Here is a 12157-nt window from a genome sequence, read left to right on the forward strand (position 1 = left end):
AGAACAAATGAGGCTGGAACAAGATACAGTTCCAGCCTCTACTTATATTTAATCCAATCCGTTTTGAAGTTTGGTTTTGAGAAGATCATTTTCAAAATACAATCTAATGTCCGCTGAAGCAGCTTTCGTTTTTAATCCGCTGGTCCAGACGGCCTGAATTTCTTCCTTATCCGAGGAGACAGACTGAAAAAGTCCATCGGGTTCCCCTAATTGTTCAACTACCTGTTTGTAGTTGGTGCCTGTCTGTAATTTCTGGAAATCAGATTTAGTAATTTTTTCTCTTCGCTTAAAGGAAAAATTGGCAATAGAACGCGCCACTGTACTATTTTGATAAAGATGAACTTCTATTGAAGCTCCGTCTTTTTCCCAAGTATAGCTGTCCAAAACCACATCTCCCGCTGGTCTTTGCCCATGTTTATTGGGTTCACCAAACAGCTGTTTAAGCTCTTCCAAACTCGTTCCGCCCGTGAAGGTCTTTTTATCATGAGAGATCTTAATCTTATTAAAATTTAAACGAAAATCTACGTTCTCCGTTTTCATCAGTGCCGGCTGATCAGAAGGCTTTGCTGTCTTTGGATGAGACTCTTTGGTCTGACAGCCCGACAATACAAAACAAAACAGTAGCATTAAGCTTGCTAATAATACCTTTTTTATACTTTTCATTACAACCTAACTTTCTTTTAAACAAAAAAACGCTTATATAGGCGTTTTCATCCATGGAGCCGGTGGGAGTCGAACCCACGTCCAAACACCTGCCAGCTTATTTGTCTACAACCATAGGCTATGTCTTAATTTAACTAAAAAAGGACACATAGCTCAAGTTCTTCCTTAGCGAGTCTGTTATTCTCTTTTTAACCAGCCAGACAATGGTTAAACGTAGCTTGTTTAACATAAGACTTTCGCCGAAACACAAGCAATCTCGTGAAAGTCACACAGGCTGTTTTTTAGGCAGCTACTGCGTAAGAATTTGTATTTTTTGCAGTTATATTTAACTGGCATTTTTACATCTGCCGATGAGTCGCAAAATAAGCCACATAATGCCTGTCGAATCCGTAACGACCCCAAAAGCATTATCCGTTAAAATAGTATAGCAAATTACGGAAAAAATAGCAAAAAAATACCCCAATATGTTATTATATTATTATGAAAATGAAATTAAGCAGACGTTATATAATGCTGCAAAAGACTATCCAGTTCTTAGGAATTTTAGCCTTGATTGCTTCAGTAATTTTAGTAATCTGGTTTTATAAATTGGGCATTCTAAATGATAGCAATGCCTTAAAAGATCTGGTTCACCGTCACAAAGTTTTAGGACCTCTAATCTTTATACTCGTTCAAATTTTTCAAATTGTTTTTCCCGTCATTCCGGGCGGCGTTACTACGGTTGCCGGATTCCTGATTTTCGATACCTGGCTTGGTTTCATTTTAAATTACATTGGTATTATTATCGGTAGTGTTTTGCTTTTTCTTTTGGTCAAATGGCTTGGCCGCAAGTTTATCCTGCTGTTTATGAAAAGGGAAACTTTTGACAAATATGAGGCCAAGCTAGAAAGCGAAACCTATGAAAGACTGTTTATTTTTTGTATGCTATCGCCGGTTTCCCCAGCTGATATTATGGTCATGATTACCGGTTTAACCAGCATGAGTCTTAAACGGTTTACAACTATACTTCTCATTACTAAGCCCTTATCAATCATCTCCTACAGCTATTTTTGGATTTACGGCAGTAAGTTCATAGAACATCTTTTTAAATAAACAAAAAAGTTCTGTACCCCTTAGAGTAACAACTTAGCTACAAGGGACTACAGAACTTTTTTGGGGGTAAATTTGGGGCAAAAAAATAAAAACTCTTGATTTTCAAGGGTTTTTATTTAGTTATTTATCCACCTTGAGGGAATCGAACCCCCATCTCAAGAACCGGAATCTTACGTGATATCCATTACACTAAAGGTGGACAACACTGATAATTATACCATAGTTTTGCTAATTTGGCTGCATATTTAGCAAATTTATTTTAGATATAAGCACCAATGTTTTTAATCCAGCTCCAAACCGCCCGTATAAAGGCGATAATAGGTGCCTTTTTGCTTCATCAACTCTTCATGATTGCCGCGTTCAATGATACGTCCGTGGTCCATAACCATAATAACATCGGAGTTCACAATGGTTGACAGACGGTGGGCAATGACAAAGACGGTGCGTCCTTCCATCAATTTATCCATACCGTCTTGCACCATTTTTTCTGTTCTCGAATCAATTGAAGATGTTGCTTCATCAAGAATCAATACTGGTGCATTGGCCAAGGCTGCGCGAGCAATGGCGATTAACTGACGCTGGCCATTTGAAAGTCCAGCACCGTCACCAGTTAACATAGTATCATAACCCTGATCCAAGTGCTGTACAAAGGAATCAACATTGGCAATCCGTGCTGCTTCAAGAATCTCTTCGCGGCTAGCATTTTCGCGCCCATAAGCAATATTTTCGGCAATGGTGCCTGTAAATAAGTGCGTGTCTTGCAGCACAATACCGAGTGACTTGCGCAATGCTTTTTTATCAATTAACTTAACATCAATACCGTCGTAAGTAATGGAACCTGACTGAATATCGTAAAAGCGGTTGATCAGGTTGGTAATCGTCGTCTTTCCGGCACCAGTTGCGCCAACAAAGGCCACTTTTTGCCCCCTATCAGCATAAAGATTGATATCATGAAGGATCTGACTTTTGCCATCATATGAAAAATCAACTTGATCAAAGACAACATTTCCGACTAATTTGACCAGCTCAGCATCTCCATTAGGACGCGGATGTTTCCAAGCCCAAAGATTGGTCGCTTCAGATGTCTCAACCATTTGACCATCAACGACTTCGTAATTAACCAGAGTGACCTTTCCTTCGTTGACCTCTGGTTTTTCATCCAAAAGATCAAAGATACGATCGGCACCTGCCAGAGCCATCAAAACAAAGTTTAACTGCTGAGAAACCTGAGCAATCGGTCCGGTAAATGAGCGATTTAGTTGCAAGAAGGCCATGAGACCACCAATTGTCAAGCCACCCACACCACCGACAGTGAAACTTCCACCGACAATAGCTGTTAAAACAAAAGAGACATTTCCCAAATTACCAAGAATAGGCATCAAAACATTGGCATAGGCATTAGCTCGGTAAGAAGATAAAAACAGCTGCTCATTGATTCCATTAAAGGCTTCAATACTTTCCTTTTCGTGTACAAAAACCTTAACAACCTTTTGCCCAGCCATCATTTCTTCAATAAAGCCATTTTCAATCCCTAGATTTTTTTGCTGTTCGCCAAAATAGCGTCCCGATCTGGCTGATATTGTCTTAATAACAGCAACCATAACAGCCAACATCACCAATACCACCAAGAAAAGTAAGGGACTGACACGAAGCATTGACACAATCACTCCCAAAATGGTGAAAGCTGAGGATAAGAGCTGAGGAATAGATTGTTCAATAGCCTGACGCAAGGTATCAATATCATTGGTATAGACTGACATAATGTCCCCATGCTGGTGCGTATCAAAATATTTGACTGGCAGGGTTTGCATGCGGGCAAATAATTGATCACGCAGCGAACGAAGAGTATCTTGCGATACAGTTGCCATAATCAAAGAAAAACTATAGTTGGCAATAACACCGACAATACAGAAGGCTCCAACACCAGTCAAAAAGTTCAAGAGAGGCCTGAAATCATGGCTGTTACTCTTAACCATCGGTGTGATATAATCATCAACCAGAGACTGGATAGATGCTGTTAGATTGACAGTCGCCAAAGAAGCAATGATAATCAAAACAAAGGAAATAATGAGCTGAAGCTTATATTCTCTCCACATGAAGGCCAAAAGACGTCCAATAGAAGACCAGTTATTTTTTTTCCTAAATCCCTTATTTGTCATCTTCTTCACCTCCCTTTCCTTGTGTTTGTGTTTCATATACTTCACGGTAAATAGCGTTTGAAAGCAGCAAGTCTTCGTGGCTGCCAATAGCATCTATCTTACCATCATTTAGGACAACAATACGATCAGCATCCTGAATAGATGAAATGCGCTGGCCAATAATAATCTTCGTCGTATCCTTTAAACTAGCTGCCAAACCTTGCCTGATTAGAGCATCTGTCTTGGTATCAACTGCCGATGTCGAATCATCCAAAATCAAAATTTTAGGATTCATCAAAAGGGCACGGGCAATACAGAGCCGCTGCCGCTGGCCGCCTGAAACATTAGCACCGCCGCGCTCAATCATCGTATCATAGCCGTCTTTAAAGGTAGAAATAAATTCATCGGCCTGAGCAATTTTACAAGCAGCAATGATTTCCTCATCGGTAGCCTCTTTATTTCCCCAGCGCATGTTTTCTTTGATCGTTCCTGAGAACAAGACATTGGTTTGCAACACCATGGCCACTTGCTTGCGAAGATGATCTAAATCATATTCGCGGACATCTACTCCACCTACTTTAACAGCTCCTGATTCAACGTCATATAAACGAGCAATCAGCTGTACCAGACTTGATTTCCCAGAACCCGTACCGCCAAGAATTCCAATAACTTCACCCGAACGAATGGTAAAATTGATATCGCTTAAGACATGAGCCTTGTCTCCATCTTCATCTGTATAGGAGAAATTAACATGATCAAAGACAATAGAACCATCTTTTACTTCTGTCTGACCGTTTTCTGGAGAAACAATTGTTGAATCTGCCGTCAGAACCTGATCAATACGCTCCACAGATGCTGTCGAAATAGACAGGAGCACAAAAATCATGGTAAACATCATAAGGGACATCAAGATGGTCATGGTGTAGGTGAACATGGCTGTTAAATCACCTGTTGTTAACTCATCAGAAACAATCAAGTGAGCACCCAACCAAGAAATCATCAAGAAGGAAGTATACATTGACAGCATCATAGCAGGGTTATTGACGGTAACCAAGCGAATAGCCTTCATGAACATGTTATAAATCATGCGGGAAGCTTTTTTAAATTTGACTGTCTCTTTTTCCTCTTTGACATATGACTTCACGACACGCATATTCGTGATATTTTCCTGCACACTGTTATTTAAATGGTCGTATTCTTTGAAGACCTTTTTGAAGATTGGAAATACCGTACGCATAACCAAGGTTAAAACCAAGGCAAGAAAAATCGCCACATAAACAAAGATCATAGCCATTTTAGCATTAATCAAAAAAGTCGCACAAAAGGCAAAAATCAAATTCAAGGGCGCACGAACACAGACGCGGATAATCATCTGGTATGAATTTTGAATGTTGGTAACATCAGTCATCATACGCGTAACCAAGCCGCCGGCTGAAAACTTATCAATATTTTCAAATGAGAATGTCTGCACCTTGCTAAACAAAGCCCTACGCAGATTTTTAGCAAAACCAGCAGATGCTTTGGCTCCATAATTAGCAGACTGAATTCCGCAAAATAAAGATAAAAAAGCACAGACCAGCATTAAAAAGCCAAATTTGAGAATATTACTCATATCTGATTCTTTAACACCGTTGTTGAGCAGATAAGCCATGACAAAAGGAATAGAAATTTCAAAAATAACCTCAAAAGCCATAAAGACAGAAGCTAAAATTGAAGGCTTTTTATAGTCCTTAATCTCAGCAATAAGAGATTTAAGCATAGTTCCTCCTCTAATGAAAACTTTAATAATAGCAATACGTTTAAACAAAAATTATTTGCCAATCTATCTAAGATGAGATTAGCAAGCAATAAACAGAATCAAATTAAGGTAAAATTGATAAAAGCATGAAATCAACCCCTGATCAAATGATCTAGGGGTTGACGAGTTTTCATCTCTTATAATTCAATATCACCAAACAAGTCAGCCATTGAGAATCCAGTTTGTGTTTCTGGAAGTTCGTAATCTTGTTTTTCCTGACGTTTTGAACGACGAGGACGTGACTGACGTTTTTCACCACTGTTTTCATCCTGTGCTGGACGCTCTTCAAGAGCTTTGATAGAAAGTGACACACGTTCATCAGCAGTATTAACATCGAGAACCTTAACAGTTACATCTTGACCTACTGAAAGAACATCTTTTGGATTTTCAACACGTTTGTGAGAAATTTGTGAAATGTGAACCAAACCATCAATACCTGGAAGAACTTCAACAAAGGCACCAAAGTCTGTCAAACGTTTTACCTTGCCTTCAATAACATCACCTGCAGCAAGTTTTTGTTCAACACCATCCCATGGTCCAGGAGTTGTTGCTTTAAGAGAAAGTGATACACGACCTGCTTCTTCATCGATAGCAAGAACTTTAACTTGAATTTCTTCACCGACAGTTACAACTGATTTTGGTGAAACGTTGCGTTCATGTGATAATTCCGTAACGTGAACCAGTCCATCAACACCGCCGAGGTCAATGAAGGCACCAAAGCTTGTCAAACGAGCAACAGTACCGGTAACAATATCACCAACAGCAAGTTTTGAGAAAACTTCTTTACGAGCTGCCTCTGCTGCTGCTTCAACAACATCACGGCGTGAAAGGATGAAACGATTTTCTGCTGGATCAACTTCTTTAATTTTAGCTTCAAATTCTTGACCGACAAATTTTTCAGTGTTACGTACAAAACGTGTATCAATCATAGATGCCGGAATAAAACCGCGTAAGCCTTCAAATTCAACTGAAAGTCCGCCTTTAACAGCACGAGTTCCTTTGACAGTCACAACTTCACCTTCACGGCCAATAAGTTTGTCCCAAGCTTTGCGAGCTTCTAGACGTTTTTTAGAGACAAGGAAAGTTACTGTATCTGTATCTTTTCCGACAACTTGACGAAGAACAAGTACCTCAACCTTTTCTCCTGGTTTAACTAAATCGTTAATATCAGCATTGCGATCATTAGTTAATTCGCGAAGTGTTAATACTGCTTCAACACCTGTTCCTTCAATAACAAGGTTTGCTTGTTCACCATCTACAGTCAAAACTTCTGCAGTAACAACATCGCCCGGATTTACTTCACTGACACTGTTTAGCAAATCTTCAAATTCATTCATTCTAAAAAAACCTCCGACAAGAAATAAGACGCCTTATTTCTTGATAACAATATATTTTCACAAGGCAACCCGCAAGGACAAACAATAAGACGCATCTTTCTGACAGCCTTAAACCTGGTCTAATACCTCTGACTGGGGTAGCTGGATTCGAACCAGCGCGTCAGGGAGTCAAAGTCCCTTGCCTTACCGCTTGGCTATACCCCAAAAGCAAATAACTTAATACTCAGGAAAAGCTAGAGAACTAAGTTGAACACGACCTAAAATCCTAGTGAAAAAGATAAACTTCCTAGCGTTATATCTAACGCTTCGTCAGTTTCCTATTTTCATACGGATTTTTAAACGGTCTTTGTATCCTGAGTATGGAAGGGGAGGGATTCGAACCCCCGAACCCGAAGGAGCGGATTTACAGTCCGCCGCGTTTAGCCTCTTCGCTACCCTTCCGTTGACAACTAAAAATTAGTTTACCATAATTTCAGGCCAAAATCAAGCCCTTTCTATTTTTAGTTATTCAAATTATAGGTTTCAATAATTGCTTCTACAGCGGTTTCTAAATTTTTATGAAAGTCTACAACAGCACCATTTTTTACAGCTGCGTATTTTTCATCAATTTCAGCAATTTGACCGATAACTTTTTTGCCGATTGTCAGCTGATAACCTGTTAGCTTAGCGCCATTTATCTCAACCTGAGCATCACTGATTTGAATTTCAATTTTTTTATCTTTTTTACGCATAACTTACCTCTCAAGTATTTTACACAAAAAAAGAAAAGCTTGCAAGGGCAAGTTTGGGCGTTTTTTTAATTCTTTCTATGCTTCTATAACAATAAAAATCGCCAGAAACAGTATCTATTAACCTTTTCTGACGATTTTTTAATTAATAGGTTAAACAGGATGGTGCAACAGTCAAAAAGAAATTTCATTGGCTGCAAGCTATCTGAAAATTTCCTCTTAATGTCTGCTCACCTTGTTTAAGTCAATTTCCTGCTCTTTAGGATTTTGAGAAAGTCTGCAAAGAAACGGAGTTAAATTGTTCTCGCTATCTTTCTTTTGAAATTTATTCATCAACCTTGTAAATCCAGCCTTCTGGTGCTTCAACATCGCCGAACTGAATACCTGTCAATTCATCATAAAGCTTACGCGTCACAGGTCCTACTTCTGTTTCACTGTAGAAAACATGGAAGTCATCGCCGTGCTGAACACCGCCGATTGGCGAGATAACAGCTGCTGTACCGCAGGCACCAGCTTCAACAAATTTATCCAAATCATCAATTCTGACCTCACCTTCAATGGCTTTCATGCCAAAACGTTCCTTAGCCAAATAAAGAAGGGAATATTTGGTGATAGATGGCAGAATAGACGGGCTGAGCGGTGTGATAAATTCATTATCTTTTGTGATACCAAAGAAGTTTGCTGAACCCACTTCTTCAATTTTAGTGTGAGTTGCCGGATCAAGATAAATAACATCTGAGAATTGGCGGTCATGGGCTACCTTACCTGGCAAGAGACTGGCTGCGTAATTGCCACCAACCTTAGCTGCACCTGTTCCATGAGGAGCTGCACGGTCATAGTCATCTTGGATCAAGAAATTAGTTGGTGCTAAGCCACCTTTGAAATAATTTCCAACCGGCATAGCAAAGACTGTAAAGATATATTCATCTGCCGGATGAACACCAATAACATCGCCAACACCAAGCATCAAAGGACGCAGATAGAGCGTTGCACCGGTACCATATGGCGGAACATATTCTTCATTGGCACGAACCACTTGCTTCACTGCGTCAATGAATTTGTCTGTCGGCACTTGTGGCATTAACAAGCGATCTGCTGTACGCTGCAGGCGTTCAGCGTTCTTATTTGGACGGAACAATTGTACAGAACCATCTTTGGTACGATAGGCTTTCAACCCTTCAAAGGCTTGCTGGCCGTAGTGAAGTGCTGGTGAACTTTCTGAAATATGAAGGGTTGCATCTTCTGTCAGCTTGCCTTCATCCCACTTACCATCTTTGTAGTAAGAGATGTAACGGAATGGAAGTTTGTGATATTCAAATCCAAGGTTTTCCCAGTCTAAATCTACTGTCATGTTAAAATCCTCTTTCTTCCTTTTTTCTTTTTCTATTGTACGCTTTTCCCTAAAATTTTCAAGTATTTTTTCGTAAAATTCTGAAAATTTCTTTTAAAAACAGAAGAGAAGCTGCTTAGCTCTCTTCTTGGGTATTATTAACATTCTGCTTAACCAGGCCTAAGACACTTAGTTCTTGCTGCTTGATTTAAATAGTCTCGTCTTAAAATTTATTTTATTCTGACCGAAAGGATACCCTCATCTGAAATCGTATCTGAAATGAAGCTGCCGTTGCTGGTGCGTTCTGACAAAGACAGCTCAGCCAGATTAATTTCGTAGGCTGCTAAGGTCTGGGATTTAACCTCGAGAATTTCTTTTTGTCCGCTGCTAGGATCCGCTGTTGTAAACAGGTCCAGCTCTTCGGCTTCTGCTTCTGAGAACACCGGTCCGGCCGCAAAAACACGATGCGGCTTACTCTTAAGTTCGCGCAGCACCTGCAGACCTCTTTTAGCTCGGCTGGTAACCGGAATAAGACTGATGGCCATCCGTTTTAGGCTGCCTCGCTGGGTCAGGATGTAAATGCTGTCCGTATTAGCGATAAAGGCGCTAACCAAGTAATCCCCATCTTTGAGATTAACGGCCTTAACACCTGCGGCTTTAGGTCCTACAATTGGTACTTCTTCGATGTTGAAGCGCAGAGCATAGCCCTTGCCAGTAACCAGCATAACATCATCTAGTTTGATTGGAGATATGGCAACAATCTGGTCATCTTCACTCTTTAATTTGGCGTATTTAACTGATTTTGTTTTGTAGCTGCGCCATGGCGTCAAATCTTTGCGCTCGAAACGCTTGATTTGCCCCAGACGGGTTGCTGCATAGTAAGTACCTTCTTCAAATCGATTAACGACATCAACATAAAGAATCTTTTCATCCGTCGCAAAATTGGTGATACTCTGGCTGAGATGCTCACCGATTTCTTTCCAACGGACATCCACCAATTCATGAACAGGCCGGTAGATAACATTGCCAAGATTAGTAAACAGCAACAGCTCTTGAGTCGTTTTAGCCGTTTCAATAAAGACAGCCTCATCATCGTCGCGTTTACCCAGTTCTTCAACTGTTGAAGCATTGAAAGAACGCGGACTGGTGCGCTTGATGTACCCTTCACGGGTAACGCTGACAATCGTTTCTTCCTCAACGATAAGACTGGCTGTATCAATTTCAATAGCCTGTGCCTTATCCTGCAATTCTGTCAAACGCGGGCTGGCGAATTTCTTTTTAACCTCACGCAGCTCGCGTTTCATGACATTGTACATGGTGCGTTCATCACCGATGATAGCAGATAAGGTGGTGATTTGTTCACGCAGTGCTGCATCTTCTTCTTCCAAGGTAACAATATCGGTATTGGTTAAGCGATAAAGCTGCAAGGTAACAATAGCTTCGGCCTGCTCCTCAGTAAAATCATAACTGACTTTGAGATTTTCCTTGGCATCAGCTTTATTTTCAGATGCACGGATAAGAGCGATAACCTCATCCAAGATAGACAAGACGCGAATGAGCCCTTCAACAATGTGCAGGCGTTTTTCCGCCTTTTCCTTGTCAAATTTAGACCGCTCCACAATAATATTTTTCCGGTGAGCGATGTAGCTGGACAGCATAGGAATAATGCCGACCTGACGCGGTGTGTAGTTATCAATAGCCACCATGTTAAAGCTGTAATTGATCTGCAGATCCGTATATTTGAAGAGGTAATTCAAAATGGTCTCTTCATCGGCATCTTTTTTGAGCTCAATGGCAATCCGCAGACCATCACGGTCAGACTCATCGCGCACTTCAGCAATACCTGGAACCTTGTTGTTAATGCGAATGTCGTCAATCTTTTTGACCAAGACAGCTTTATTGACTTCATAAGGAATTTCAGTAGCAACAATTTGCTTTTTACCGCCCTTGAGGCTTTCAATTTCCGTCCGCGAACGAACTGCTACACGTCCTTTGCCGGTTTCGTAAGCTTTGCGGATTTCATCTTTACCCTGGATAATAGCTCCTGTCGGAAAATCTGGTCCAGGCAGAAATTCCATAAGTTTGTCCAGTTTGGCCTTTGGATGGTCAATCATGTAAACGACAGCATCAATAACCTCAGCTAAATTATGCGGCGGAATATCTGTCGCATAACCCGCTGAAATACCTGTCGCTCCATTGACGAGGAGATTTGGAAAAGCCGCCGGCAGTACGGTCGGTTCTTTTTCAGTATCGTCAAAATTCCAGGCCCAAGGCACAGTGTTTTTGTCAATATCCTGAAGCAGATAACCTGCAATTTCAGACAGACGAGCCTCGGTATAACGCATAGCAGCGGCCGGATCGCCATCCATGGAACCGTTGTTACCGTGCATTTCAATCAAGGTCTCACGGTTTTTCCAGTCCTGGCTCATCCGCACCATAGCATCGTAAATCGAGCTGTCACCATGTGGGTGAAAGTTACCCATGACATTACCGACAGACTTGGCAGATTTACGAAAACCCTTGTCATGCGTATTGCCATCTTTATTCATGGAATACAGAATACGGCGCTGAACAGGCTTCAGCCCATCACGAATATCAGGCAGCGCCCGTTCCTGAATGATGTATTTGGAGTAGCGGCCAAAGCGCTCTCCCATGATGTCCTCGAGGGACATGTTTTGAATATTACTCATAATATTTCTTCTTTTATTTTTTCTTTTTTGATAATCGCCTTAGACAATAATTAAAATTTATTAGAAATCTAATTTGTTATTTTGTCTATCCGCTTCTCGCTCTAGAATCTTATTTATTTCTTCATAACTAAATAATTCAGTATCAAACAATCCATATACAGCAACCAATTTAAAATAACCACGATTACATAGCGACTCCACCTTACCTTCGTAACCTTTTTCAATCAGCCATTCCTTAATATCATCAAACGCATCGTCATTCTGCATTTGATAGGCATACGGATGATCAGATTCTATAACATAGCCTTTATCTTCTAATATTGTTCTAAAACGTAACATCTGATCGTCAAATTCTTTATCATTAGTCCAATATTTCATTAT

Annotated in this window: 9 protein-coding genes, 3 tRNA genes and 1 other RNA gene; 1 reads left to right on the forward strand and 12 read right to left on the reverse strand. The window is 40.4% G+C overall.

What is annotated here, in order from left to right; all coding sequences use genetic code 11:
• Positions 1–48: 48 nt before the first annotated feature.
• Positions 49–663: a DUF3862 domain-containing protein gene (locus tag SCSH_RS05555; RefSeq protein ID WP_057490905.1), complete on the reverse strand. Its 615-nt coding sequence runs from the start codon at positions 661–663 to the stop codon at positions 49–51.
• Between the two features lie 51 nt (positions 664–714).
• Positions 715–1063: a transfer-messenger RNA gene (ssrA, locus tag SCSH_RS10900) on the reverse strand.
• A gap of 80 nt (positions 1064–1143) precedes the next feature.
• On the opposite strand from ssrA, the gene SCSH_RS05560 reads away from it, so the two are divergent.
• Positions 1144–1755 carry a TVP38/TMEM64 family protein gene (locus SCSH_RS05560; protein WP_057490906.1) on the forward strand — a complete coding sequence of 204 codons (612 nt, stop codon included), beginning with the start codon at positions 1144–1146 and terminating at the stop codon, positions 1753–1755.
• A gap of 127 nt (positions 1756–1882) precedes the next feature.
• On the opposite strand, the gene SCSH_RS05565 is transcribed toward SCSH_RS05560, so the two are convergent.
• The 10 genes from SCSH_RS05565 to SCSH_RS05610 all read right to left on the reverse strand — a co-directional run bounded on the left by SCSH_RS05565 (position 1883) and on the right by SCSH_RS05610 (position 12154).
• A tRNA-Arg gene (locus SCSH_RS05565) sits at positions 1883–1954 on the reverse strand.
• Between the two features lie 82 nt (positions 1955–2036).
• Positions 2037–3914: an ABC transporter ATP-binding protein gene (locus SCSH_RS05570; protein WP_057490907.1), complete on the reverse strand. Its 1878-nt coding sequence runs from the start codon at positions 3912–3914 to the stop codon at positions 2037–2039.
• Entirely contained in the window at positions 3904–5652 is a 1749-nt protein-coding gene (locus SCSH_RS05575; RefSeq protein WP_057490908.1) for an ABC transporter ATP-binding protein, read from the reverse strand. The genes SCSH_RS05570 and SCSH_RS05575 overlap by 11 nt, the downstream gene beginning before the upstream one ends.
• Before the next feature lie 176 nt (positions 5653–5828).
• The gene (gene rpsA, locus SCSH_RS05580) at positions 5829–7028 is read right to left on the reverse strand and encodes a 30S ribosomal protein S1 (protein WP_057490909.1); all 1200 of its coding nucleotides are present in this window, start codon (positions 7026–7028) and stop codon (positions 5829–5831) included.
• Positions 7029–7160: 132 nt separating this feature from the next.
• Positions 7161–7232: transfer RNA gene (locus SCSH_RS05585), tRNA-Gln, on the reverse strand.
• A gap of 156 nt (positions 7233–7388) precedes the next feature.
• Positions 7389–7469: transfer RNA gene (locus SCSH_RS05590), tRNA-Tyr, on the reverse strand.
• 59 nt (positions 7470–7528) lie between these two features.
• Positions 7529–7759 (reverse strand): DUF2969 domain-containing protein, encoded by a 231-nt coding sequence (locus SCSH_RS05595; protein ID WP_057490910.1) that lies wholly within the window; start codon positions 7757–7759, stop codon positions 7529–7531.
• 322 nt (positions 7760–8081) lie between these two features.
• The gene (locus SCSH_RS05600) at positions 8082–9143 is read right to left on the reverse strand and encodes a branched-chain amino acid aminotransferase (protein WP_274518961.1); all 1062 of its coding nucleotides are present in this window, start codon (positions 9141–9143) and stop codon (positions 8082–8084) included.
• A 173-nt stretch (positions 9144–9316) separates the two neighbouring features.
• A complete protein-coding gene (parC, locus tag SCSH_RS05605; protein WP_057490912.1) occupies positions 9317–11776 on the reverse strand; it encodes a DNA topoisomerase IV subunit A in 2460 nt (819 codons plus the stop codon).
• A 60-nt stretch (positions 11777–11836) separates the two neighbouring features.
• Positions 11837–12154: a hypothetical protein gene (locus SCSH_RS05610; RefSeq protein WP_057490913.1), complete on the reverse strand. Its 318-nt coding sequence runs from the start codon at positions 12152–12154 to the stop codon at positions 11837–11839.
• Positions 12155–12157 lie beyond the last annotated feature (3 nt).

Origin of the sequence: Streptococcus orisasini (assembly GCF_001431045.1) — a bacterium.
GTDB lineage: Bacteria > Bacillota > Bacilli > Lactobacillales > Streptococcaceae > Streptococcus > Streptococcus orisasini.

What these genes read in the sequence shown, in the direction of transcription:
- SCSH_RS05555 (WP_057490905.1), bottom strand. Translation starts at nt 663, where the DNA reads ATGAAAAGTATAAAAAAGGTATTATTAGCAAGCTTAATGCTACTGTTT.
- parC (WP_057490912.1), bottom strand. Translation starts at nt 11,776, where the DNA reads ATGAGTAATATTCAAAACATGTCCCTCGAGGACATCATGGGAGAGCGC.
- SCSH_RS05595 (WP_057490910.1), bottom strand. Translation starts at nt 7,759, where the DNA reads ATGCGTAAAAAAGATAAAAAAATTGAAATTCAAATCAGTGATGCTCAG.
- rpsA (WP_057490909.1), bottom strand. Translation starts at nt 7,028, where the DNA reads ATGAATGAATTTGAAGATTTGCTAAACAGTGTCAGTGAAGTAAATCCG.
- SCSH_RS05575 (WP_057490908.1), bottom strand. Translation starts at nt 5,652, where the DNA reads ATGCTTAAATCTCTTATTGCTGAGATTAAGGACTATAAAAAGCCTTCA.
- SCSH_RS05570 (WP_057490907.1), bottom strand. Translation starts at nt 3,914, where the DNA reads ATGACAAATAAGGGATTTAGGAAAAAAAATAACTGGTCTTCTATTGGA.
- SCSH_RS05610 (WP_057490913.1), bottom strand. Translation starts at nt 12,154, where the DNA reads ATGAAATATTGGACTAATGATAAAGAATTTGACGATCAGATGTTACGT.
- SCSH_RS05560 (WP_057490906.1), top strand. Translation starts at nt 1,144, where the DNA reads ATGAAAATGAAATTAAGCAGACGTTATATAATGCTGCAAAAGACTATC.